Genomic DNA, 23,808 nt, shown 5'->3' with positions numbered 1-23,808 from the left:
CCGACGACTGGAGTTTTCTTCGTGATTAACACAGCACTCATCCCCTGGCTCGACCCCGAGATCCTCATCAACGGATTCGGACCCTGGGCGCTGCTTGGTGTGTGCGCGATCGTCTTCGCCGAGACCGGCCTGCTGATCGGGTTCCTGCTCCCCGGTGACACCCTGCTCGTCATCACCGGCCTGTTCGTCTTCTTCGACATCATCACCATCGACATCTGGTGGGTGGCCCTGGCCATCGGTGCTGCCGCCTTCGTCGGCGGCGAGGTGGGCTACCTGATCGGCCACAGGCTCGGCCCGCGGGTGTTCGAGCGCAAGGAATCGGGCCTGTTCAGCGTCAAGAACGTGCAACGCACGAACGCCTTCTTTGTGCGCTTCGGCGGATTCGCCGTGATCGCCGCCCGCTTCGTGCCGATCGTGCGCACCTTCGCCCCGGTCGCCGCGGGCGTCGGACACATGGACTACCGCAAGTACAGCCTGTACAACTTCATCGGCGCCATGATCTGGGGCGCCGGCCTCACCTTCTTCGGCTACTTCCTGGGCTACATCCCGCCGCTGGCCGACTTCGTGCGCAACTACATCGACCTGATCCTGCTGGGCGCCGTTGTGCTCACCCTGCTCCCCACGATCTACCACTACGTGCAGTCCACCGTGAAAGCCCGCCGCGAGGCCCGGTCCGGCGTGACCGTTGACCCGAAGAACCTGGTGCTCGATCCCGAGACCTTCAAGACCGACAACGACGGCAAGCACGAGGCCTGACCCCTCCTCAGCGCGTGACGCTCAGAACGTCAGCGGTGCGAGTGGTGCTCGTGTTCGGCATCCGCCGCATGATCGGCCGGCTCGAGCTGAAACGTGGAGTGCTCGACGTCGAAGTGGTCGGACAGGCATCCGGACAGCTCGCGAAGCAGCGCGCCCGACCGTCCGGCCGCGAGCAGCTCGGGTTCGACGACGATGTGGGCGCTGAACACGTGTGACCCCGACGTGATCGCCCACACGTGCACGTCGTGCACGGCCACGACGCCGGCGGTGCCCTCGAGGTGCTCCCGGATCGCCCGCACATCGGTATCCGCCGGCACCGACTCGCTGAACACCCGCACCACGTCGCGCAGCAGACCGAAGGCCCGCGGAATGATCATCGTGGCGATCACCAGTGATGCGATGGCGTCCGCCTGCGCGAAACCGGTCAGTAGGATGACGACGGCCGCCGCGATCACGGCTACCGATCCCAGCGCATCGCCGAGCACCTCGAGGTAGGCGCCGCGCATGTTGATCGACCCGGCCGCGGCCGGACGCAACAGCAGGATCCCGACGATGTTGGCCAGCAGGCCGACCACGGCCACCACGAGCATCGGGCCGGCCAGAACCTCGGCGGTGGCGCCGGAGGTCAGCCGGTTGATGGCACCGACGACCACGAAGCCCGCCACCACGATCAGGATCAGGCCGTTGAGCAGCGCACCGAACACCTCGGCCCGCTGGTAGCCGAAGGTCTGCCGATCGGTGGCGGGGCGGGCCGCGACGACGGTAGCGGTGAGAGCGATGATCAGACCGGCCAGGTCGGAGAACATGTGGCCGGCATCGGCGAGCAACGCCAGCGAGCCGGTGAACCAGGCACCGACGATTTCGACGACGAGGACCGCAGCGACCAGGCCGATCACGATCGACAGGCGTGAACGATTGCTCGTCGAAGCGGATGCGTGATCGTGGCCCATGCGTCAACGCTACGAGCCCGCCCGGGCGAAAGCCAGCCCAGCGGCTAGTTGGGAATGAGTGCCGTTCTCAGCTGGCTAGAAGCTCGGTGAGTACCGGCCCGAGGGCTGCAAAGGCGACTGCCCGGTGGCTCTCGGCGTTCTTCACGTCGGCGGGCAGTTCGGCGGCCGATACGTCCTGTCCGTCCGGCTGGAAGATCGGGTCGTAGCCGAAGCCGCCGGCACCGGCCGGCTCCCGCAAGATACGACCCGGCCACTCCCCCGAGACAGCCCGTTCTACGCCGTTCGGCAGCGCCAGCGCAGCCACGCAGGTGAAGTGACCGGCCCGGTGTTCGTCGGTCATGTCGCTGAGCTGCCAGAGCAGCAGACGCAGATTCTCCTCGGAGTCCCGCGCCGGCCCGCCCCAGCGGGCAGAGAAGATGCCGGGTGCGCCGCCCAGCACATCGACGCAGATGCCGGAGTCATCCGCGATCGCGGGCAGGCCGGTGTGCGCGGCGGCGGCACGCGCCTTGATCAGCGCGTTCTCGGTGAACGTCGCGCCGTTCTCGACAGGCTCCGGCCCGTCGTAGGCCAGCACCTCCAGGTCCGGCAGCATGGGCGCGAGGATGCGGCGCAGCTCCTCGACCTTGTGGGCGTTGTGGGTGGCGAGAACGACGCGCATGTCAGCGGCCCAGCGTGGTCTTCTGCAGCTCGGTGAGCGTGATCGCCCCGCCGAGGGCCAGGTCGAGCAGGGAGTCGAGCTCGCTGCGGTCGAAGGGGGCGCCCTCGGCCGTGCCCTGCACCTCGATGAACTTGCCTCGACCGGTGACGACGACGTTCATGTCGGTCTCGGCGCGCACGTCCTCGGTGTAGGCGAGGTCGAGCATCGGCACGCCGGCGATGATGCCCACCGAGACGGCCGCGACACTGTCGGTGAGCGGCTGGGCCTTCTGGGCGATGAACTTCTTCTCACGGCCCCATTCGAGGGCGTCGGCCAGCGCCACGTAGGCGCCGGTGATGGCGGCGGTGCGGGTGCCGCCGTCGGCCTGCAGCACGTCACAGTCGATGACGATGGTGTTCTCGCCGAGCGCCTTCATGTCGACGACGGCGCGCAGGCTCCGACCGATCAGCCGGCTGATCTCGTGGGTGCGGCCACCGATACGGCCCTTGACCGACTCGCGGTCCATGCGGGAGTTCGTCGAGCGCGGCAGCATCGAGTATTCGGCGGTGACCCAGCCCTTGCCCTTGCCGGCCATCCAACGCGGCACGCCGTTGGTGAACGACGCGGTGGCGAGCACCTTGGTTCGACCGAAGGAGATCAGCGCGGATCCCTCGGCCTGGTCGCTCCAGCCGCGCTCGATGGTGACGGGGCGCAGCTGGTCGTTGGTGCGGCCATCGGCGCGCAGGATGTCGGTCACGGGTTCTCCTTGGAATGACGGGGGGTGAAGAGGCGGGATGGAGCGGTCGAGGCGGCCAGTCTGGTCACCTCGCTGAGACTGATGGTGCCGGTCGCGACGAGGTCCACGTGGGAGATCTCCGGGCCGAGTAGGCGGTGGGCGAGGCGGAGGAAGTCGTCGGCGCTATCGCCGGTGGCCTCGTAGCGGTAGCTGGGCGGGGCGGCATCCACCCGTTCGAGACCTTGGCCCACCAGCACCCTGTAGACGTCGTTGGCCGTCTCAGTGTGGCTGGAGACCAGCGTCACCGCGTCACCCATGACGTAGGAGATGACCCCGCGCAGGAACGGGTAGTGGGTGCAGCCGAGCACGAGCGTGTCCACGTCGGCGGCCTTGAGCGGTGCGAGGTATTCCTCGGCGACGCGCAACACTTCCGCGCCTGTGGTGACTCCAGATTCGACGAACTCCACGAAGCGCGGGCAGGCCTGCGAGAACAGCTGGATGTCGGTGGCCGCGGCGAACGCGTCGTTGTAGGCCCGAGAGTTCACGGTGCCCGCCGTACCGACCACGCCGACCCTCTTGTTGCGGGTGGTGCCCACCGCACGGCGCACCGCGGGCTGGATAACCTCGATCACCGGGACGCTGTAACGTTCCCTGGCATCCCTCAACACGGCCGCAGAAGCGGTGTTGCAGGCGATTACCAGCAACTTCACATCTTGGGACACCAGGTCGTCGAGAACCTCGAGTGCGTACTCGCGGACATCGGCGATCTTCTTCGGCCCGTAGGGCGAATGCGCGGTGTCGCCGATATACAGGATCGACTCGTTGGGCAGTTGGTCCTTGATGGCCCGGGCGACGGTAAGCCCGCCGACCCCGGAGTCGAAAATCCCAATCGGTGCATCAGTCACGTCGATCAAGCCTAGCCGGGTTCGGCGTTCGGCCACGCTGGACACCGCTATATGCCCAGAACCGCCCAACGTACGTGGGCCGGAATATAGCCGTAACTACACTCGGCATATGGGCCAGGCCAACCAGGCAGAGCCCGCACCGGAGACGTCCCTCGCGCCGTCTGAGGAGATGATCGTCATGAATGATCGAGTCGTAATCACCGGACTGGGCGCACTGACGCCCCTCGGTAATTCGTGGACCGAAACCTGGGACGGCCTGACTAACGGCCGCAGCGGTGTCGCCCGCATCACGCAGTTCGACGCCACCGACCTGCCCACCCAGATCGCCGGTGAGGTGAAGGACTTCGACCCGGCCACGCGGATGTCGATCAAGCAGGTCAAGCGGGCCTCGCGCGCCTCCCAGCTGGCGATCGCCGCGGCCCGCGAGGCAGTCGCGGACGCCGGCTTTGGGCCGTCAATGGAGGGTATCCACACCGGCGTCATCGTCAATAGCGCCGTGTCCGGCTACGCCGAGATCCAGGATGCCACCGAGCACGTCAACGCAGGCAGCGCCCGCCGCATCTCGCCCCGCTTCGTTCCGCAGTCGCTGATGAACATGGCCGCCTGCGAGATCGCCATCGACCTGGGCGTGCACGGCCCGGTGAACGCCAGCGCCCTGGCCTGCGCGAGCGGTGCCTACGCCCTCCTCGAGGCGCGCACCATGCTCGTCACCGGCGATGCCGACGTCGTGATCGCCGGCGGTGTCGAGGCCGCCATCACCCCGGTGATGTTCGCCGGGCTGAACGCCATGCACGCCGCATCCACCCACAACGACGAACCCACCGAGGCCAGCCGCCCGTTCGACGCCAACCGCAACGGCCTGGTCTTCGGCGAGGGCGCCGTGGTGTTCGTCATGGAGCTGCTCTCCCACGCCCGCGCCCGGGGTGCCCGCGTCTACGCCGAGGTGCTCGGTGGGGCGCTCACCAGCGACGGCTTCAGCATCGTGGCCCCCGACCCGTCGGGCACCTACGCCAGCCAGGCGATCACCCGCGCCCTGGACAAGAGCCGGCTCAACCCGGCCGACATCGACATGATCGTGGCCCACGGCACCTCCACCCAGGCCAACGACAAGGCGGAGACCCTCGCGATCCGCAACTCACTGCGCCACTTCGCCGACAAGATCTCCATCACCGCGCCGAAGTCGATGACCGGGCACATGATCGGCGCTGCCGGAGCCCTGTCCGCCCTGGTCGGCGCCCTGTCGATCAAGAACGGCATTGTGCCGCCCACGATCAACCTGCGCACCCCCGACCCGGACTGCACCCTGGATTACACGCCGCTCACCGCGCGCATCCAGCCGATCAAGCACGCCCTGGTGAACGCGTTCGGCTTCGGCGGCCAGAACTGCATCGTCGCCTTCGGCGCCCTGTAGGCCCCAGCCGGGATCCGCGAGTTGCCGCAGACGGCCCCTTCAGTGCATCTGACGGGGCCGTTTGACGTATCTCGGCGAACGGGCGGCGGGAGGGTGTGCACCGGGCGTCCAGCCCGGGCAGTGCGGTGACGGCTAGGCTTCTCGCGTGACCGAGACTTCTGCCTTTCGAACCGACCGCTACGAACTCACCATGGTGGATGCCGCGATCCAGAGCGGCACCGCGAACCGGGAGTGCATGTTCGAGGCCTTCGCCCGGCGGCTGCCCGCCGGCCGACGGTACGGGATCGTGGCCGGCACCGGCCGCCTGCTCGACCTGATCCGTGATTTCAGATTCGACGAGGCTGAACTCGACTGGCTGCGCGCCAACAACGTGGTGCGCCCGCCCACCCTCGACTGGCTGGCGGACTACTCCTTCAGCGGCAACATCTGGGGATACCGCGAAGGCGACGCGTATTTCCCGGGCTCGCCACTGATACAGGTCGACGGCACCTTCGCCGAGTGCGTCGTGCTCGAGACCCTGATCCTCAGCGTGCTCAACTACGACAGCGCCGTGGCCAGCGCCGCCGCCCGCATGGTGTCGGTGAGCCTGGGCCGGCCGCTGGCCGAGATGGGATCCCGCCGCACGGGCGAACACTCCGCCGTGGCCGCGGCCCGCGCCGCGTATATCGCCGGGTTCGCCTCCACCAGCAACCTCGAAGCCGGCCGGAGCTGGGGCATCCCCACCATGGGCACCGCCGCGCATTCCTTCACTCTGCTGCACGACACCGAAGAGGACGCCTTTCGGGCCCAGGTGGATGCGTTCGGCGCGTCGACCACGCTGCTGGTCGACACCTACAACATCGAGCGCGGCATCGAACTGGCCGTCTCCGTGGCCGGCACCGGGCTGGGTTCGATCCGCATCGACTCCGGCGACCTTCCCACCGTCGCCGCCGCCGCGCGCGCCCAGCTGGACTCGCTCGGCGCCGTGAACACCCAGATCACCGTCACCAGCGACCTGGACGAGTACTCGATCGCGGCGCTGTCCGCGTCGCCGGTGGATGCGTTCGGGGTGGGTACCTCACTCGTGACAGGGTCCGGCGCACCGGCCGCCGGCATGGTCTACAAGCTGGTGGCGCACAGGAACACCGCAGACGAGTGGGTTTCGGTGGCGAAAACCTCGGCCTCTAAGGCCTCGGTCGGCGGGCGCAAGAGCGCCGTGCGACTGCTTGACGCGACAGGCACGGCGCGCGAAGAGATCGTTATGGTGGCGGCGAACGGCCCGACGGACGCACCGGTTGACGCCCACGAACCCCACGCCGCCGGAGCCACGGAACGGTCGTTGCTGGTGCCGCTCATGGAGGCCGGGGTTGTCGACGAACGCTACGTGGGCTCAGCCGGCACCCGGCTGGCCCGCGAGCAGAACGCCGCAGCCATGCGTGAGCTGCCGATCGATGCGTTCAGGCTCGGCCGCGGCGACGCCGTCATCCCGACGGTGTTCCGCTAGCGGGGTGTCGACAAGCTCGACCAACGAACGGGTTAGTCCTGCTTCATCTTTTCGTAGATTGACTTGCAGGTCGGGCAGACCGGGAACTTCTCCGGGTCGCGGCCCGGCAGCCACTTCTTGCCACACAGCGCCTTGACCGGCTTGCCGGTCATCGCCGACTCGAGGATCTTGTCCTTCGGCACGTAGTGCGAAAAGCGTTCGTGGTCACCGGGCTCGATCTGCTCTTGGTTGAGCAGTTCCTCGAGTTCACGATCGAGGGTGGATGTTCCGCCACCAATATCTGGGCCGCGGCCAGGCTCTGCGATGCTCGCGCGAATGTCGTGTGTCATGGAATCAAGTGTATGCAGCTACGCGCGCAATGCGGAGGAGAGCATTTCGGGACCACGGCGTTCGAAGGTCCGCGAGCCCAGCCAGACCCCGCCGATCAGCATGACGAAGCCGATGCCGAGCCCCCAGTAGAGAGCCGGCAGGTTCCACACCGGATCCACGAAGACACCCAGAACGGCGCACACGATGGCCGGCAGGGCCACCACGATGGACCCGACGAAGGTGAACGACTGGATGATCGCGGCGGCGGTATCCGACGACTGCGGCTGCGCGAACGGGCTGTCCCCTGGCTTGGTCGCCGGGTAGGGGAACCGGGCCGACGTGAAGCTGGAGAAGCCCAGCCCGGCGAGCAGGATGCAGGTGCTCACGCCGAGCAGACCGGGCAGCACCGCCCAGTCCCCGTGCACGCTGACGCTGACGGCCGAGCCCAGCCCGATCAACGGGATGCCCACGAAGAGCGCCGGAACGAGCCGGCCGACGCGGTCGGCCACTCCGCGCGGTCCGGAGACCACGTGCAGCCAGATGGCGGTGTGGTCATACGCGACGTCGTTGTGCAGCGTCCAGCCGAGGAAGACGCACATCAGAGGCACCGGAACGAGGACGAGGTATTCGAAGGGCATCCCCGCAAAGACGAGAGGCAGGATCACCAGGACCGGGACGATGGGGATCATGATCAGCGAGACCCAGTAGCGCGGGTCGCGGCCCCAGTAGGTGATGCTGCGCGCGGCGATCGCACCGATCGGGTTGTGCGGCATCCGGTCGAACCAGCCCAGGCCGACGTAGGCCTTGGCCTGAGCCTCGCGACCCGGCGTGATGAGCATCCGGGCCACCAGACCCTGCCAGGCGAGCCAGAGCAGGTACACGGTCGCGGCGGCGATGAGGAGCTTGAGGAAGGCGATCCCCCAGTCGCCGACAGCGGCGTCTCCCGGCACGGCCCACGCTGCGCCCAGCGGCGTCCAGCCGAGGATGCTCGCGAAACCGCCGAGCACGTCGAGCCCGTATTTGCTCCAGTCCACATTGACCAGCAGGACCACCACGGGGGTGATCATGACGATCAGCAGGATGCCGATGATGCCGGTGAACTCGCGGGCGCGGCGGGTGGACAGCAGGAATGCCGAGATGGACGTGCTCACCCGGGAGGCGAGCATGCAGGTCGCCAGAAGCAGCGCGGCCGCCAGGATGGCGAACAGGGTCTCCCCCACACCCCTGGACCAGGTCACGATGGTGCCCAGCAGCACCAGCGCGAGGGTGGTCGCCGGTACGCCGACGAGTGCGGATACGGCGAGGCCGAACGACAGCTGCTTGTTCGGGATGCCCAGGGTGGAGAATTTGCGCGGGTCCATGCTGTCGTCCACGCCGAAGACGAGCGGCACGAGGAAGAAGCCGAGAACCACCAGCGAGCCGGCCACGATGAGGCCCTCCCGAATGGCGCCGACGTCGTCGACGAACCGGAACGTGATGAGCATGGCCACCAGGGCCGCGGCGACGAGCAGCCCGTAGAGCAGGCCGAGCACCACTCCCACGACCTGCCAGGGGCTACGCCGGAACAGATTGGCGAGCAGCCTCAGTTTCAGTCCGAGAAATTGTGCAACCACTCCAGGCCCTCCGCAACCTTTCGTCCGCCGGCGAGGTCGACGAAGCGTTCTTCGAGTGACACGTTGCCGCGCACCTCGTCGATCGTTCCCGCGGCCAGCACCGAACCCTGCACAATGATCGCCACGTGGTCGCAGACCCTCTGGATGAGGTCCATACCGTGGCTGGAGAGAATCACCGTTCCGCCGGCAGCGACGTAGCGCTGCAGAATCTCGGTGACGTTCACGGCCGACACCGGGTCGACCGATTCGAACGGTTCGTCGAGCACCAGCACGCGCGGCGAGTGGATCATCGCGCAGGCCAGGGCGATCTTCTTGGTCATGCCCGCCGAGTAGTCGGCGACCAGACGGTTGAGAGCATCCTCAAGGCCGAACGCCGCGGCCAGGTCGGCGGACCGGGCCCGCACGGTTTCGCTCTCGAGGCCCCGCAGCACGCCGGAATAGTAGAGAAGCTGTGCACCGGTGAGCCTGTCGAACAGCCGCAGCCGGTCCGGGAGGACTCCAATGGTGCGCTTGGCGGCGATCGGGTCGGCCCACACGTCCACGCCGTGTACCTGGATCGAACCGGAGTCCGGCCGCAGCAGCCCGGTGATCATCGACAGCGTGGTGGTCTTACCCGCGCCGTTAGGGCCGACGATGCCGTAGAACGACCCGGCCCGAACTTCGAGGTTGACGTCGGCGACGGCCACGTTCTGGCCAAAGCTCTTGTTCAGCCCGCTGACCGCGATCTCCACGCGAGGGGACGCCCCGATGACGGCGGATGCGCCGGTGCGCGGGGCCATCGGCTTGCGCACTACCGGCGGGATGCGCTGCGACGTGGCACCGACAACGGGTTCGGGGACCGCGGTGGCCTGGCCGGTGCGATCCGCGGCCGAGACGACGGGCACCGTAGTCCGAGCGGGTGCAACAGGGGCTTCGGGGCTCGCTGGTACCCCGGCTGCCACGGCATCCGTGCGCTCGGCAGCGCCGAGGTCGGTCGGAGACACGGCCTCGGTCTGCTTCGGAGCAAACCTGGGCAGCCGCCAGAACGGCCGCTTCGCGGGCTGGGCCGGCTCGGAGGCAGGGGCGCTCGTCGCAGGGGTCACGGTGAGCACAACGGTGTCGTCGGACTCCGGGGAGGCCGGCATCGTCAAGACGACGGTCTCGTCGTCGGCGGAGAGCGCGGGGGCGACCGGCACGACCGGCAGCACCATGGTGGCGTCGGGCTCGGGTGCAGCGGGCGCGGCCGTGTCGGGCACTGAGGCGACGGGCGCTTTCGTTACGGGCTCTATAGTGACGGATTCCGCAGCGGCTGGTGCGTCCTCAACGGCAGCCGATCGTGCCGCAGCGGCGGCGGCGGCAGCCGCGGTGGCGGCACGTGCAGACGCTGTGGCGGCGGTCCTGGCGGCGGCAGACTTCGCCGCGGCGGACTTGGTCGCTGCGGCGCGGGCCGCGCCGGCCTTGGTGGCCGATTCGGTCTTGGCTGCAGCGGCCTTGGCGGCAGCGGCCTTCGAAGCCGCGGTCCGGGCGCTGCTCGAGCGGGCGGCCGCGGTCTTAGCCTTCTCGGGGCCGACCTCCGCGGGGCCGGCGGGCAGGTCCAGCTCGGAGGCCGCGGCGGCGGCCTCGACGGCCTCCGCGGTATCGGCCGTGGACGTCGTCGTGGCCGGCAGCCTGGTGGCCTTGGCGACCGCGGGCTTCACCGGCGCCTTGCGGGCAGCGGGGGTGCGCGTCACCGTGACGCGCGCCGGCGCCGTTGCGGGTTCGGCGGCGGCCGGGGACACGGGCGTCGTCGTCGGTACCGACACGTCCTCCGCCAGCGCGGCGGCGGCCGGCTTCTTCTTGGCCGGAGCGCGGGGCGTCGACGTGGCTCGCGGAGTCGCAGGGGTGCGCGGTGCGCGGGTCGTGCTGCGCGCAGGCTTCACCGGGGTTGTCGAGCCGTCGGCGGTTGCTGTGTCGGCTGAAACCGATGTGTCGGCGTCGGATGCGGCGGGCGCGTTCGACGCCCCACCGGCCGAAGACGTCGTGGTTCGGGGGGTGCGGCGCACCGGAGGCTTGCGGGGCGGCAGCGCGCCGGTGGTCGGTGCTGTCGTTGAAAGGGAATCGGGCTCAGGGGCTCGGTTCGCAGGGGCGTTGTGTTCGATGGCACTACCCTCGCGTTCCGGCTCCGTATCGGGAACGGGCAAGACCGGAGTCCGCTCGTCAGGCTCGGAGTTCGGAGGCACTGGAGTCACCTCGCTAACTTACCAAGGACCGTCTGACCTCGCAGAGGCCGGCGGCGGTCGCAGGCGGATTCTCACCAAAACTCGCGCCGGAATCGCAGGTCACAGGGCCGCACGAATCGTCACGATCAGGACACGCCTCTGACCGTCTCTTCCCCCAGAACGGGGTCGTCGGGTAGTCTGAAGGTGGCATAACGGTGTGTCTATACGTGAACTTAGGGGTGAACCGCAGGCAAACTCGGCGAAAACGTCCGACCGCTGCGGGGCCACCCAGATCTTTCTTAGGAGATATTCGTGACCACCCAGGTAGTAATACTTGCAGCAGGAATGGGCAGCCGCCTCGGCCGCTCCCTTCCCAAACCGCTGACCGAACTCAACGACGGCCGCACGATCATGCAGCAGCAGTTCGACAACATCGAGCACGCCTTCGGCAAGAAGACCAAGGTCACCATCGTTGTCGGCTACAAGCTCGAGCACATCATCGAGGCTTTCCCGCAGGCATCCTTCGTCTACAACGAGCAGTACGACGTGACCAACACGTCGAAGAGCCTGTTGCGCGCCCTCCGCGCGTCCGCCAGCGGCGGCGTGCTGTGGATGAACGGCGACGTCGTATTCGATCCCGCTATCCTCGATCGCGCTGCCGCGATGATGAAGCGCGACCAGTCCTTCGTCACGGTCAACACGTCGAAGGTGTCTGACGAGGAAGTCAAGTACACGACGAGCGCCGAGGGCTACATCAAGGAGCTGTCGAAGACCGTGAAGAACGGGCTCGGCGAGGCTGTCGGCATCAACTTCGTGTCTGCCGCTGACAAGCCCATGCTCATCCACCACCTCAGCAAGGTCGGCGACCAGGACTACTTCGAGCGCGGCATCGAGCTCGCGATCGAGAAGAACCGCATGCTCGTGGAGCCCGTCGACATTTCCGACTTCTACGCCGTCGAGGTCGACTTCGCCGAAGACCTCGAGCGCGCCAACCTCTTCGTCTGATCAGCCTGGAGCCGTGGGGCGGTCGCGTCGATGGCGCGGCGCCCCGATCCGCTCCCATACGATAGAGCGCGTGAGTAGTTACGCTCAGGTGCGTCCTGAACAGCGCACCCCGTTTGCGCGGTACCGTCATTCCCTCTGGCTGTTGACCCAGCGGGACCTGCGGGTGCGGTACTCCACCTCCGTGCTCGGCTACTTCTGGTCGATCCTCGACCCGCTGGTGATGGCCGGCATCTACTGGTTCGTTTTCACCCAGGTCTTCCAGCGCACCGTCGGCAACGAACCGTACATCGTCTTTTTGCTCGCCGCACTGCTGCCGTGGATGTGGTTCAACGGGGCCGTCTCCGACTGCACCCGGGCATTCCTGCGTGAGGCAAAACTCATCAGGTCCACCCGGATCCCCCGCACCATCTGGGTCAACCGGCTCGTGCTGTCCAAAGGCATCGAGTTCATCGCCGCCATTCCGGTCCTGATCGTCTTTGCGATCTGGTCCGGCGCCGAGGTCAACGTTGATGCGATTTTCTTCCCGCTGGCCATCCTCATCCAAGCCGTGCTCACGGCCGGAGTCGGCCTCATCGTGGCCCCACTGGTCGTGTTCTTCCGCGACCTCGAGCGAGCCGTCAAACTCATCCTGCGCTTTCTGTTCTACGCGTCGCCGATCATCTACGGCACCAGTGACCTGCCGGAGCAGCTGCACTTCTGGGCGGCGTTCAACCCGCTCAGCGGCATCTTCAGCCTCTACAGGGCCGCGTTCTTCCCCGGCGAGCTGGACTGGTTCGTCGTGGCCGTCAGCGCAGCCATGTCGGTGGCATTCCTCGGAATCGGCCTGCTGGTCTTCTCCCGCACCGAGCGTGCCGTGCTGAAGGAGATCTGATGACCGAGACCGTCATCTCCCTGAACGACGTCGGAATCAGGTTCCGCCGGAATCGGCGCAGCCGCCGCAGCTTCAAGGACCTCTTCGCCGGCACCCGCCGCCGCACCAGGTCCGGTGAGTTCTGGGCGCTGCAGAACGTGTCGTTCACCGTTCAACGCGGTGAGGCGATCGGGGTCGTCGGCCGCAACGGCCAGGGCAAGTCCACCCTGCTCAAGCTCGTCACGGGTGTTGTGCTGCCCGACGAGGGCACCGTGAACGTCATCGAGGGTGTCGCCCCGCTGATCGAGATCACCGGCGGCTTCGTCGACGACCTCACCGTGCGCGACAACGTGTACCTCACGGCGGGTCTGCACGGCATGACCCGCAAGCAGATCGATTCCCGCTTCGACGACATCATCGAGTTCGCCGAGATCGCCGACTTCATCGATACCCCGTACAAGCACCTGTCCAGCGGCATGAAGGTGCGTATCGCGTTCGCCGTGATCTCCAGGCTCGAGGAGCCGATCATCCTCGTCGACGAGGTGCTGGCGGTCGGCGACAAGGCGTTCCGCGAGAAGTGCTACCGACGCATCGAAGAGCTGCTGGCCGGCGGACGCACCCTGTTCTTCGTGTCGCACAACGAGCGCGACCTGCGCCGGTTCTGTGCCAGGGGCCTCTACCTCGACAAGGGTGAGCTGGTCCTCGACGCCCCGATCAACGACGTCCTCGACCGGTACAACGCCGAGTACGGCATCAAGAAGGCCTGAGACGTCGCCCGACCGCGATTCGTCACGGCCAACGCGCATCAATCTGGCTGGGAATTACCTCGACGATGCTCAGTTTCGAACCGTAAACTCGTGCTTCTGCACCCGAGGAGGACCGCACCATGGCTAAGAAACCCACACCACTGCTGTCGCCCACCGGCGGGCTGCCGCAGGGCGGCCAGCTGCCATCCGGCGTCGCCACCGGTTTCGACAGGGTCATGGCGATTCATCGCCCCGCTGTGCTCGCCCACATCCGCAGCATTCGCCACCGTCACCCCGATGCCTCGCCGGAACAGCTTGTGCGCATTCTGGAGCGGCGTTATCTCGCCGCTGTCACCAGCGGCGGCGCCGCGGTCGGCGCGACGGCCGTGATCCCCGGCGTCGGCACCGGTATCACGCTCGCTCTGTCCGGCGTCGAGACGGCCGGTTTTCTTGAGGCGACCGCTCTTTTCTCCCAGTCCGTCAGCGAGGTGCACGGGATCACGGTGAGTGATCCTGAGCGCGCGAGGGCGCTCGTGATGACCATGATGCTCGGCCACGAGGGCTCCGACCTGGTGCGTCAGCTGGCCGGTCAGGTCACCGGCGGAGGAGTGGCCCGTACTGCCTACTGGGGAGAGTTGGTAACCACCAGCCTGCCCCGCGCCATCATGGGGCCGCTGACAGACCGCCTCAAGCGCACCTTCATCCGGCAGTTCGCTGCCAAGGGCGGAGCCAGCCTGATCGGCAAGGCCGTGCCGTTCGGCATCGGCGCCGTGATCGGCGGACTGGGCAACCACATTCTCGGCAAGCGGGTCATCGGTTCGTCCAGGCTCGCGTTCGGTCAGGCGCCCGCCGCCTTCCGCCCGGAGCTCGACCCGCGGGCGCACACCATCACGCTGCGCGACGGCGCCGTGATTCCCGGCAACCGGCTCACTCAGCTGGGCCACGGCGCACTCCGGGCACTCCCCCGGCCGCTCCGCCGCCTGCCGACCGGCGGGGACCCGGTCAAGCCGGATGCAGCCGCACCGGCGGAACCCCTCTAAGCAGAGCCCGACCGGCCTGACCCTGCCCGCCTCACCCGATCACTCAGACGTCTTCGGTCTCGCTGACTTCCTCGACGAACTCGGCGAGGCCGTCGTCGTCGCCGGCGTGCACCTGGGCGAACCGGTCCCATTCGGTCATCAGATGTTCGATCGCGGCATGGAACCGCGCCGTCGGCGCACCGGGCGTGGGATCGCCGAAGTACTGCTCGACCCAGACGCGCAGACGTTGGTCGGCGCCGTCGTCGTTCACAAGCTCGTCGAGGGTCTCGACGATACCGGCGGTCTCGCCCGCGTCAAGCCACTCGCAGTCGGACAGGTACCCGCTGGTGTCGATGGCGGCGAGAGGGTTCAGCGGCCGCGTCACCATGAGCGGTTTGCCCGATGCAAGGCGGTCGTAGACCATCGCCGAGATGTCGACGATCGCAACGTCGGCGGCGGAGAGCTGCCAGCCAAGCTCCGCGCCGGTGTCGATGATGTGCTGGGCGCTGGCATCACGGCTGTTCGCCGTGTTGATCATGGCCATGATCTGCTTGTTCGCTAGACCGTATTCGTGGTCGACCACACCTGATCGCGGATGCGGGCGGTACACCAACCGGTGCCGGGGGCTGCGCAACAGGGCAGTGACCAGGGCCACGCCGTGCGTGGCGATGGAGCCGTACGCGGCGGCGGCGCGGTCGCCCTCCCAGGTGGGCGCGTAGAGCACAACGGTGCGCTCGTCGGGCATGAACGGCAACCGGCCCGAGTAGTGGTCGGCCTGGGGCCGACCGATGGTGATGGCCCGCTTGTCGAAGTCGTAGTCCCAGAGCACCTTGCCGAGCCTGGCGACGGCGGCCTGACCGGCCACGAACGAGTAGTCGTAGGCCTTGAACTGGTTCGTGGTCATGTACATCTTGTCGCTCTCACCATGGTTGATGAAAACGTGCCAGCGGCGCCCGTAGCGCATCATCTGGAAGTTGCGGGAGTTCTGATTGACGTACAGGACGATGCGGATGTCCTGCTCGGCGATCACTCGTTCGAGGTCGGACACCTTGCGCACGTAGGCGACCGGGATCGGGCTCTCTTCGATCAGCTTCATCGTGCCGCCGGCGGTGCGGCTCAGGACGACCACGGGCCAGGTCTCGGCCAGCTTCGCGAGTGGCTTGTACCACTGGCGCATCTGGTAAAGGTTCACCGGGCCATCCGCGAAGTACACGGCGATCTTGAAAGTATTGGCGGGCAGCGGGCCGCGTACGGCGAGGCGCTCGGTGAGTAGGCGCTGAGCCTTGCGGGAACCGAGCACATCCTTCACCAGCTTTGCTGCGAGTCGGACGTCTTTGCTGCTTACCACTGCTCCAGCCTACCCACCGGGCCGGGACCTAGGGCCTACCGCCCCCCCCGGAAGGGGCGCACCGGTAGCCAATCGTTAGGCCCCGCTCAGATGACGGGGGGCCGGCCCGCGCGGGTCATCCGCCAGATGGTGCGGGTCGCCAGCGGACGGCGTTCGCCGGGGTCGGTGACCCACCCCTCCCACCAGCCACGGAACCAGGCCTTGAGGGCAGCCGGGTTGCGGGCTCCGCGGAGCACCTGGATCGCCGTCCAGGACCCCACGTAGAGCGGTATCAGCGGCAGTGGCAGGTTGCGCCGGGCGATCCAGACGCGGTTGCGGGCGTTGAGCCGGTAAAAATCGGCGTGCCGGGTGGGCAGGATCACCGGGTGGTTTGCCACCAGGTTGCCCGCGTACCAGGTGCGCAGGCCCTGGTCCCAGACCCGCCAGGCCAGCTCGATGCCCTCGTGGGCGTAGAAGAACGGTTCGGCCCAGCCGCCGGTGGCGTCGAAGACGGGTCTGGGCAGAAGCACAGCACCCTCCCACACCGAGAACACCGCGCTGGAGTGTGCGGCGTCGCCCTTGCGGATGCGTGGAATCCAGCGGCGTGGCGCGGTGAGGCCGGCCGGGTCGACGACCTGAGGCTGCAGCAGACCGATGCTGGGGTCGGCGCGCAGCACCCCTACGGCGTCGATCAGGAACCGGGGATCCGGCAGGCTGGCGTCGTCATCGAGGAAGAAAAGGTAGTCGCCGCCCACGTGCTCCACGCCGCGATTGCGGCCGGCGGGGATGCCCAGGTTCTCGGGCAGGGCGAGCGCGGCGACGACACTGGGCAGGCCTGTGGGCTGCCAGCCGTTGCCCACGCAGATGATGTCCAGCTGCACGTCTTCCTGGGCGAGCAGGCTGCGAATGCCGCGCTCGAGGTCGTCCGGGCGGCGGCCCTGGGTGAGCACGACCACACCGATGGTGACGGGCACGCTGTCGCCTGACTTCAGGACCGCACTCGCTTCGAGGCCATGATCGCCAGGAAGTGGCCGATCAGCGCTAGGAAAGCGAGGGGAACGAGGACGGCGAGGAAGACCCGGTCGGTGATCGGCTGACCGAGGACGAGGCCGATGACGGCGGCGACGAAGATCACCATCGTCATTTCCACCGAGTGGTACAGGCGGTGGAAGGGCAGGAACCGGGCCAGGCGGCGCAGGGTCGCGATCAGGCCGGCCTGCGGCACCTTCTCACCCTTGTTGTCGGCCAGCTTGGGCAGGCCGGCGTTGGCGCGGGCAACGTGCACCATGTCGTTGAGGGCCTTGTTGAGCACGATCAGCAGTGCCAGGGCCAGGCCCAGCGTGGTGAACAGGAAGTCGGCGGGTGCTTCGAACGGGTAGGCGGCGGCGCGGATGCCCAGCGCGATGGGGATCAGGGCCTCGGTCGAGTAGTGCCCGACCTTGTCGAGGAACACCCCGGCCGGTGACGACGTCCTACGCCAACGGGCGACCTCGCCGTCGCAGCAGTCGACGAGCATCTGCAGCTGGCCGAGCACCAGGGCCAGCAGGGCACCCCAGATGCCGGGAATGAGCAGCGCCGCGGCCGTGGACCAGCCGACGAGGATCATCAGGCCGGTGACGCCGTTGGCCGAGATGCGCGTCTTCAGCAGCAGCCAGGTGAGGTACGGCGACAGGTCACGCAGGTACAGCGACGCCGTCCAGTGCTCGGCGTTGGCGCGCATCCGCACCTCGGGAGGTTGCGCGACGGCACGAAGCTCGGCGATCGAAGAGGGCCGAGCCGTGTTGGGCGAACCAGACGTCATTGATGTCTTCCCGTGTGTGCCGAGATGTTGGTGGTGAGCTTGAGGTAACCGAGCAGGAATCCGATACCCCAGCAGAAGTGAATGCACGGCAAGACTACGAGAAACCAGAGCGCGACACGAACGCCGTCGGACCGGGTCGACGCAACAGTGGCCGCCACGACGATGAGCAGGTAGGCCAGCGGGGCCAGGAAACCCAGCAGCAGCCAGCCCGGTCCGCCCAGCAGGACCTGCACCAGGCCGGCGAGGCCGAGCAGGATGCCGATGGTGACGCCGAGTACCATCACGGGCGGGGCGAAGTAGCGCAGGCCGTTGGATTCGGGGAACCGGCGGGCCAGTTCGCCGCGCCACAGTCCGGTGGAGACCATCTGGCGGGCCAGGCGGGACAGGCTGGGCCGCGGCCGGTAGATGACCTTCAGCGCCGGGGTGAACCAGACCGAGCCGCCGTGCTCGCGCAGGCGGCGGTTGAGTTCCCAGTCCTGGCCGCGCTTGATGCCCTCGTCGAACATGCCCACCCGCAGCAGGCTGTCACGGCGGAAGCAGCCGAGGTACACGGTCTCGGCTTCGCCCTCGGGGCCGCCGACGTGCAACGGAGTGCCGCCCAGGCCGATGCGGGTGCCGTAGGCGCGGGCGACGGCTTGCTGGAACGGGGCGGTGCCCTGGGCATCCATGATGCCGCCGACGTTGTCGGCGCCGGTGCGTTGAAGCGTCTCGACGGCGATGCGGGCGTAGTCGCGCGGAAGCACCGAGTGGGCGTCGACGCGGATCACAACAGGAAAGGTGGAGGCGCGAATGGCGATATTGAGGCCGGCCGGCGTCGACCCGACTTCATTGGCGACGACGCGGATGCGCGGATCCACCGCGGCCATCTCTTCGACGAGTTCGGTGGTGCCGTCGATGCTCGGCCCCAGGGCCAGGGTGACCTCGAACGGGCCGTCGTAGTCCTGCTCGAGCAGGCTCTGGACCGCCGCTCGTACATGGCTGGCCTCGTTGAGCACGGGCATGATGTACGAGACGCCGATCAGCACTGTGTCTGCGATCTCGTGCACTGGGCTGGCCATCTTTCCACTCATTCGGGCAATCGCCTGAGCCTAGCAGCCGAGTCTTTTCACTCGGTCCGCGTTACCTGTGGCACGCCTCCGAGCTGGCGGCCGCGGCCCCGGACACAACTGCGCCGCCGGTGCAGGACCGGCGGCGCAGGAGGAAGGAAGGAGCTGATCCGGGCTAGCTGGTGAGCTCGCCGACGGTGACCGACACCGTCACCGATTCGCCTTCACGCACGTAGGTGAGGTCGGCGGTGGCACCGGCTGCGAGGGTACGCACCTGGGCGGTGAGGTCGGTCGCGTCGGTGATGGGAACACCGTTGAAATTGGTGACGACGTCACCAGCCTTCAGGCCGGCCTTCTGGGCGGCTCCGCCGGACGACACCTCGCTGATGAGGGCGCCGACGGTGTCGCTGTCGGTGCTGGTGGCGCCGGTGACGCTGGCGCCGAGCAGGCCGTGCGTGGCAGATCCGGTGTCGATGATCTCATCCGACACCCGCTTGGCCAGGTTGGCCGGGATCGAGAAGCCGACACCGATGCTCCCGGCGGTGGTGGCGGTCGAGCTGCCACCGGCGTTGGCGATGGCGACGTTGATGCCGATCAGTTCGCCCTTGCTGTTGAGCAGGGCTCCGCCGGAGTTGCCGGGGTTGATCGCGGCATCCGTCTGGATCACCGCGAGCGAGATGCTACTCTGGGCGGCCTGGGTGTCCGGGGTGTCGGGGGTCGAACCGTCCCGGTTGGGCAGGTCGTAGTTGAAGAAGTTGCCGTCACCCTCGTCTGGCGTGGTCTCGTCGGGCGTGGTGGGTGCGGCGGAGGACGCGACGGTGATGCTGCGGTTCAGGGCGCTCACGATGCCGTTGGTGACGGTGCCGGACAGGCCGAGTGGCGCGCCGATTGCGATGGCGGTGTCGCCGACGTTGAGATCGCTCGAGTCCGCCCAGGTGATGGGCGTGAGGTCTGACGCGTCGGTGAGCTTGATCACGGCGAGGTCGGAAACCGGGTCGGTGCCGATCAGGGTGGCCGCGTACAGCTTGCCGTCGCTGGCCTTCACCTGGATGGTCGCGTCTGCGGCGGCGCCGTCGAGGGTGACGACGTGGGTGTTGGTCAGGACGTAACCGTCTTCGCTGAGGATGACGCCGGAGCCGGAGCCGCCGGAGTCACCCGCGGCGACCTCGATGGTGACGACACTGGGCGACGCCTTGGCGGCGACGGCGGTGATCTCGTTCACGCTGTCGGTGTTGTTGACGACCACCGTGCTCGGGCCCTGGGCCTCGCTGGCCGGGGTGCCGTTGCTCTGGCTCGAGTAGACGACAGCGGAAACACCGGCTGCGGAGACCCCGCCGACCAGGGCGGCGATGGCGAGCGCGGCGACGAAGGCCACGTTGCCTTTGCGGCGGTTGGGGTCCTTGGGCGCCTTCGGTGCACCCGACGGTTGCGCGGGGTAGCCGTTCGCGTTGGCGTAGGCCTGCTGCTGCGCCGGGGTGGGGGCGTAAATCGGGGTGGACCCGTCCGGGCCCGGAATCGGGCGGCCGAAGGCATCCGTGGGATAGGCGGGGGGCGCCTGGGTGTACGGGTGCGTCGGCTGAGCTGCCTGAGCGTGCTGAGCTGCGGCCTGGTGCGCTGCTGCCTGCTGCGCGGCGGCCTGGTGCTCAGCTGCCGTGGGCGCCGGGGCAGCGACCGTGGCGTCTTCCGAACCGAGCACCTCGGTGGGCTGGTTGTCGGCGGCGCGTGGAACTGCGGGCTGTGCTGCGGTGGGCTGTGCTGCGGTGGGCTGTGCTGCGGTGGGCTGTGCTGCGGTGGGTTGTGCTGCGGCTTCACCCGACGAGTTGACCTCGAACGGTGCGTTGTCCTGAGGCTGGTCGGGGGTGGTGCCCGGGTCCTGAGTGTTGTCGGTCATGGTGTGCTCCTTCCAAGCGAAGCTAGCTTCTCGCCTAAAGCTGAACGTTTGATATGCGCAGACTGGGAGCAATCAATGATGAAGCCGTGACCTTGCCCGGCTCGCGGAACGACGTGGTCCTGCAGCGGCCCGATGACTCTCAGCAGCCGGGGCCGCCGGGGTTGCCGAGGCAGGACTCGGCCACAAGAACCGTGCCGGCGCGGTCGGCGATCGCGGTGATCGGGCGGGTGGGCACCAGCACCAGACCCTGCACGTCGCGCCATTCGGCACCGGCAAAGCGATACTCGGCCGAATATGACACGACCAGCCCGATCGACAGCGTGCCGGTGCTCTCGAACACGTGACTAGTTGAGGTTTCTGAGAACTCGGGAAGGTTCAGGGCCGCCCAGGTCGCCCCGCCCGAAGCCGACGTTCGCGACGTTCCGTCGCCGTATTCCCACCGGAATCCCACCGGGGTGAACCGCACCTCGGCTGAGGCGCCGAGGAGGGTCCCTGACCGGACATGGGCCGACGCCGTGGCGAAGAAATTGGCCGGGACTCCGACGACGAGCCAACCGTTGGGTTCCATCCCCTGAGTGGGCGCGTCGGCCGGGATACTGACCAGGTCACTGACACGCACGACCAGATCCGGATCGCACGGCGTCTGAGGCTGGCACACCGGCACCGCGGGGTCGGCCGGCGCCACTATCGGTTGGCGCCTCGGACCAGTCCCCAGTCCGCCGGATGCGTCGCCCCGGTCGACGGGGACTCCCCCGGGAACCAGGCTGACGCCGTCAGGGAGCCCATCCCACTCGCCGTCTCCCGAGCCGCCACCGCCGTCGCCGTCGCCGTCGCGGCCGTTGCCGGAACCAGACCCCTGACGTCCAGGCGTGTTGACCTCCCGGTCTGCGCTGAGGTCGACCCCGCCGTCGCCGACCGAGGCGCCCGCCTGTGGGCAAGAACCTGCCTTTTGCTGAATACGGTCGCATCCCGAGTCCGCGACTGCACTCAATGGCGCCAGGACCCCCGCGAGGGAGGCTGTGAGTACAACGGTGATGGCTACCAGACCTCGCCCCGCTAGCAAAAACTCTTCCCCTGCCAAACGTCGCGAGAATCCACGATGAGGGCTTCATCACTATTCAGGACGAAGCCAACCTCGAATGGTGTCACGCTGTCGCGAATCTCCGAAACGAGTGAGGAGCCATTCTCGTCAAGCACGTCGACTTCCGATACGTCGTCGCAGATGTAGAGCGAGATGGCGATCTCATCCAGACTTGCGTAGCTCAGCTCCTGGGTGCCGGCAACGAGAAATGTTGTCGAACCAACGCTTCGTGCCCCCGCTTCCCTGAAGCCATCGGACTGGTGCACCGCCGTGGGGAGGAGGCTGGCTGACACAAATGGAGCGATGCGCTCTGGATCGATTCCGCCTTCACTATCGATCTGGTCGGACATATTTTGATAGTTCGCGTAGGCCTCGGTGGCCGCGGCGAGCGCCTCCTCGTCGGAAGCGAAGATGGGGGTGATCGTGGGCGTGGGCGACGGAGGCGCGGGCTTCGGCGCCGCCGTACAGCCCGCCGCACCCAACAGCAGACCACCCACACAGGCAGCACTAGCCATCCGTCCGACACCTCGTCGCCCACCACCCACGATCACCATCCCGCCACCGTATGACAGCAGCCCTCCCCCGCGTGCAAGTTATCCACAACCCCGAACCCTGCCGTGGACCTGCATAACTCCGGCAACCCGTCGCTGGTCGCGCATCCGCACCGGTGTTCGCGGGGTGCGGTCTGACACGGAATCAGGAAGAGGAGGAGTTGCGCACACCCGCGGGGAATCTGGCTAGACGGGCGGGTGCGTGAGTTGGGCCGGCGGGATGTCGTAAATTTGGGGTATGCAGCAGGTCACCACATGACGATCGGCGGCGCCTGGCGTCGCACCGCCAGAGGCGCCGGGCTCCTCGCCGCCGACGGCACCGTCTCGGCCAGTATTTTCGCGGAAATGAGCGCGCTCGCCATGCGCACCGGCGCCATCAACCTGGGTCAGGGTTTTCCCGACGAGGACGGTCCTGCCGTCGTGCTCGAAGCCGCTCGTCAGGCCATCCGCGACGGCGTCAACCAGTACCCGCCCGGGCGGGGAGCACCGGTGCTGCTCGAGGCGATTGCGCGCCACCAGCAGCGCTTCTACGGGTTGACCGTCGACCCCGGCACCGAGGTTCTCGTCACCGCCGGCGCCACCGAGGCGCTCTCCGCCACCCTGCTGGCGCTGCTCGAACCGGGCGACGAAGTGGTGACCTTCGAGCCGTTCTACGACGCTTACGGCGGCCTGATCGCCCTGGCCGGCGGCGTGCATCAAACGGTGCGGCTGCACTCCCCCGATTTTCAGCCCGACCTGGATGAGCTGGCGGCTGTCGTGACCGACCGCACCCGGATCATCCTGATCAACAACCCGCACAACCCCACCGGCACGGTCTTCACCCGCGAGACCCTCGAACTGATCGTGGCGCTCGCGCATAAGCACGACGCCCTCATCGTGACCGACGAGGTCTACGAGCACCTCACCTTCGGCGTCGCCCACCTGCCGGTCGCGACCCTGCCCGGTGCCCGTGAGCGCACCGTCACGATCTCATCCGCCGGCAAGACCTTCAGCACGACGGGTTGGAAGATCGGCTGGTTGAGCGCCCCGGCGGCCATCGTCACGGCGATCCTCGCCGTCAAGCAGTTCCTCACCTATGTCAACGGCGCCCCGTTCCAGCCGGCCACGGCGATCGGACTCGATCTGCCCGACGCCTACTACTCCGGCATCGCCTCCGACCTGCAGGCCAAGCGCGATGTGCTGGCCGGCGGGCTCGGCGCGGCTGGGTTCACCCTCGCGGTGCCGCAGGGTTCGTATTTCATCGTGGCGGATGCCGCGCCCCTCGGCCATCCCGACGCCGTCGAGTTCTGCCGCGCGCTGCCCGATCTGGCCGGGGTGGTCGGGATCCCGATCTCGGCGTTCTGCCTGCCCGAGCACAAGGCGCAGTACGCGTCGCTCGTCCGGTTCGCGTTCTGCAAGCGCGTCGACGTGCTCGAGGACGCCGCCGCGCGTCTCGCCCACCTGTAGTCACCTCTCGGCGCACAAAACGGCCCCCTGCAGCAGGGGGCCGTTCGGTCTCAGCGCGCGGGCGCGCC

Annotated in this window: 22 protein-coding genes; 8 read left to right on the top strand and 14 right to left on the bottom strand. The window is 67.8% G+C overall.

The window, feature by feature from the left end; translation table 11 throughout:
- Positions 1-21 precede the first annotated feature (21 nt).
- On the top strand, positions 22-756 hold the full coding sequence (locus tag E3T19_RS17945; protein ID WP_088455550.1) for a DedA family protein: 735 nt from the start codon (positions 22-24) through the stop codon (positions 754-756).
- 29 nt (positions 757-785) lie between these two features.
- Here the strand turns inward: E3T19_RS17945 and E3T19_RS17940 are convergent, their stop codons facing one another.
- The 4 genes from E3T19_RS17940 to murI form a co-directional block, all read right to left on the bottom strand.
- Positions 786-1,706, bottom strand: a complete 921-nt coding sequence (locus tag E3T19_RS17940; protein WP_134409490.1) for a cation diffusion facilitator family transporter — start codon at positions 1,704-1,706, stop codon at positions 786-788.
- A gap of 67 nt (positions 1,707-1,773) precedes the next feature.
- On the bottom strand, positions 1,774-2,364 hold the full coding sequence (gene rdgB, locus E3T19_RS17935; protein ID WP_088455548.1) for an RdgB/HAM1 family non-canonical purine NTP pyrophosphatase: 591 nt from the start codon (positions 2,362-2,364) through the stop codon (positions 1,774-1,776).
- A 1-nt stretch (position 2,365) separates the two neighbouring features.
- Positions 2,366-3,100 (bottom strand): ribonuclease PH, encoded by a 735-nt coding sequence (rph, locus tag E3T19_RS17930; RefSeq protein WP_088455547.1) that lies wholly within the window; start codon positions 3,098-3,100, stop codon positions 2,366-2,368.
- Positions 3,097-3,984, bottom strand: coding sequence for a glutamate racemase (gene murI, locus E3T19_RS17925; RefSeq protein WP_103432628.1), 888 nt, complete (start codon positions 3,982-3,984; stop codon positions 3,097-3,099). Before murI ends, rph begins: the two co-directional genes overlap by 4 nt.
- Positions 3,985-4,093: 109 nt before the next feature.
- Here murI and E3T19_RS17920 point away from each other — a divergent pair, with 109 nt between their 5' ends.
- Complete coding sequence (locus E3T19_RS17920) at positions 4,094-5,395, top strand: beta-ketoacyl synthase (RefSeq protein WP_198414981.1); 1,302 nt, start codon at positions 4,094-4,096, stop codon at positions 5,393-5,395.
- Positions 5,396-5,540: 145 nt separating this feature from the next.
- Positions 5,541-6,878 (top strand): nicotinate phosphoribosyltransferase, encoded by a 1,338-nt coding sequence (locus tag E3T19_RS17915; protein WP_134409489.1) that lies wholly within the window; start codon positions 5,541-5,543, stop codon positions 6,876-6,878.
- A 32-nt stretch (positions 6,879-6,910) separates the two neighbouring features.
- Here the strand turns inward: E3T19_RS17915 and E3T19_RS17910 are convergent, their stop codons facing one another.
- The 3 genes from E3T19_RS17910 to E3T19_RS17900 are packed head-to-tail and all read right to left on the bottom strand — an operon-like array spanning position 6,911 to position 9,579.
- Entirely contained in the window at positions 6,911-7,207 is a 297-nt protein-coding gene (locus E3T19_RS17910; RefSeq protein ID WP_088455545.1) for a DUF3039 domain-containing protein, read from the bottom strand.
- An 18-nt stretch (positions 7,208-7,225) separates the two neighbouring features.
- Positions 7,226-8,800, bottom strand: coding sequence for a hypothetical protein (locus tag E3T19_RS17905; protein ID WP_240632399.1), 1,575 nt, complete (start codon positions 8,798-8,800; stop codon positions 7,226-7,228).
- Positions 8,776-9,579, bottom strand: a complete 804-nt coding sequence (locus tag E3T19_RS17900) for an ABC transporter ATP-binding protein (RefSeq protein ID WP_134480754.1) — start codon at positions 9,577-9,579, stop codon at positions 8,776-8,778. Before E3T19_RS17900 ends, E3T19_RS17905 begins: the two co-directional genes overlap by 25 nt.
- A gap of 1,710 nt (positions 9,580-11,289) precedes the next feature.
- On the opposite strand from E3T19_RS17900, the gene E3T19_RS17895 reads away from it, so the two are divergent.
- The 4 genes from E3T19_RS17895 (at position 11,290) to E3T19_RS17880 (ending at position 14,618) form a co-directional block, all read left to right on the top strand.
- Entirely contained in the window at positions 11,290-11,982 is a 693-nt protein-coding gene (locus tag E3T19_RS17895; RefSeq protein WP_134409488.1) for an NTP transferase domain-containing protein, read from the top strand.
- Positions 11,983-12,052: 70 nt separating this feature from the next.
- A complete protein-coding gene (locus E3T19_RS17890; RefSeq protein ID WP_240632398.1) occupies positions 12,053-12,853 on the top strand; it encodes an ABC transporter permease in 801 nt (266 codons plus the stop codon).
- Positions 12,853-13,599 carry an ABC transporter ATP-binding protein gene (locus tag E3T19_RS17885; RefSeq protein ID WP_088455542.1) on the top strand — a complete coding sequence of 249 codons (747 nt, stop codon included), beginning with the start codon at positions 12,853-12,855 and terminating at the stop codon, positions 13,597-13,599. Before E3T19_RS17890 ends, E3T19_RS17885 begins: the two co-directional genes overlap by 1 nt.
- Positions 13,600-13,718: 119 nt before the next feature.
- Positions 13,719-14,618, top strand: coding sequence for a hypothetical protein (locus tag E3T19_RS17880; RefSeq protein ID WP_241980340.1), 900 nt, complete (start codon positions 13,719-13,721; stop codon positions 14,616-14,618).
- A gap of 43 nt (positions 14,619-14,661) precedes the next feature.
- On the opposite strand, the gene E3T19_RS17875 is transcribed toward E3T19_RS17880, so the two are convergent.
- From E3T19_RS17875 to E3T19_RS17845, 7 genes are all read right to left on the bottom strand, one after another.
- Positions 14,662-15,945, bottom strand: coding sequence for a hypothetical protein (locus E3T19_RS17875; protein ID WP_134409487.1), 1,284 nt, complete (start codon positions 15,943-15,945; stop codon positions 14,662-14,664).
- A gap of 86 nt (positions 15,946-16,031) precedes the next feature.
- A complete protein-coding gene (locus E3T19_RS17870; RefSeq protein WP_088455540.1) occupies positions 16,032-16,898 on the bottom strand; it encodes a glycosyltransferase family 2 protein in 867 nt (288 codons plus the stop codon).
- A 14-nt stretch (positions 16,899-16,912) separates the two neighbouring features.
- Positions 16,913-17,725, bottom strand: coding sequence for a CDP-alcohol phosphatidyltransferase family protein (locus tag E3T19_RS17865; RefSeq protein WP_088455539.1), 813 nt, complete (start codon positions 17,723-17,725; stop codon positions 16,913-16,915).
- On the bottom strand, positions 17,722-18,783 hold the full coding sequence (locus E3T19_RS17860) for a glycosyltransferase family 2 protein (RefSeq protein WP_241980339.1): 1,062 nt from the start codon (positions 18,781-18,783) through the stop codon (positions 17,722-17,724). Before E3T19_RS17860 ends, E3T19_RS17865 begins: the two co-directional genes overlap by 4 nt.
- A 163-nt stretch (positions 18,784-18,946) precedes the next feature.
- A complete protein-coding gene (locus E3T19_RS17855) occupies positions 18,947-20,662 on the bottom strand; it encodes a S1C family serine protease (protein WP_134409486.1) in 1,716 nt (571 codons plus the stop codon).
- Positions 20,663-20,801: 139 nt separating this feature from the next.
- Positions 20,802-21,347: a hypothetical protein gene (locus tag E3T19_RS17850; protein ID WP_134409485.1), complete on the bottom strand. Its 546-nt coding sequence runs from the start codon at positions 21,345-21,347 to the stop codon at positions 20,802-20,804.
- Between the two features lie 371 nt (positions 21,348-21,718).
- Entirely contained in the window at positions 21,719-22,297 is a 579-nt protein-coding gene (locus E3T19_RS17845; RefSeq protein ID WP_134409484.1) for a hypothetical protein, read from the bottom strand.
- A gap of 252 nt (positions 22,298-22,549) precedes the next feature.
- On the opposite strand from E3T19_RS17845, the gene E3T19_RS17840 reads away from it, so the two are divergent.
- Positions 22,550-23,740 (top strand): aminotransferase class I/II-fold pyridoxal phosphate-dependent enzyme, encoded by a 1,191-nt coding sequence (locus E3T19_RS17840; protein ID WP_134409483.1) that lies wholly within the window; start codon positions 22,550-22,552, stop codon positions 23,738-23,740.
- Positions 23,741-23,808 lie beyond the last annotated feature (68 nt).

It is taken from the genome of Cryobacterium sp. TMT4-31 (assembly GCF_004403385.1).
Taxonomy (GTDB): Bacteria; Actinomycetota; Actinomycetes; order Actinomycetales; family Microbacteriaceae; genus Cryobacterium; species Cryobacterium zongtaii.
Note: the sequence above shows the minus strand (reverse complement) of the source record. Positions and strands in the feature narration are given on the sequence as shown.

Coding starts and splice junctions, on each gene's coding strand:
- E3T19_RS17940 (WP_134409490.1), bottom strand. CDS start 1,706: ATGGGCCACGATCACGCATCCGCTTCGACGAGCAATCGTTCACGCCTG.
- rdgB (WP_088455548.1), bottom strand. CDS start 2,364: ATGCGCGTCGTTCTCGCCACCCACAACGCCCACAAGGTCGAGGAGCTG.
- E3T19_RS17920 (WP_198414981.1), top strand. CDS start 4,094: ATGGGCCAGGCCAACCAGGCAGAGCCCGCACCGGAGACGTCCCTCGCG.
- E3T19_RS17910 (WP_088455545.1), bottom strand. CDS start 7,207: ATGACACACGACATTCGCGCGAGCATCGCAGAGCCTGGCCGCGGCCCA.
- E3T19_RS17900 (WP_134480754.1), bottom strand. CDS start 9,579: ATGGCCCCGCGCACCGGCGCATCCGCCGTCATCGGGGCGTCCCCTCGC.
- E3T19_RS17885 (WP_088455542.1), top strand. CDS start 12,853: ATGACCGAGACCGTCATCTCCCTGAACGACGTCGGAATCAGGTTCCGC.
- E3T19_RS17880 (WP_241980340.1), top strand. CDS start 13,719: ATGGCTAAGAAACCCACACCACTGCTGTCGCCCACCGGCGGGCTGCCG.
- E3T19_RS17865 (WP_088455539.1), bottom strand. CDS start 17,725: ATGACGTCTGGTTCGCCCAACACGGCTCGGCCCTCTTCGATCGCCGAG.
- E3T19_RS17860 (WP_241980339.1), bottom strand. CDS start 18,783: ATGGCCAGCCCAGTGCACGAGATCGCAGACACAGTGCTGATCGGCGTC.
- E3T19_RS17855 (WP_134409486.1), bottom strand. CDS start 20,662: ATGACCGACAACACTCAGGACCCGGGCACCACCCCCGACCAGCCTCAG.
- E3T19_RS17845 (WP_134409484.1), bottom strand. CDS start 22,297: ATGGTGATCGTGGGTGGTGGGCGACGAGGTGTCGGACGGATGGCTAGT.
- E3T19_RS17840 (WP_134409483.1), top strand. CDS start 22,550: ATGACGATCGGCGGCGCCTGGCGTCGCACCGCCAGAGGCGCCGGGCTC.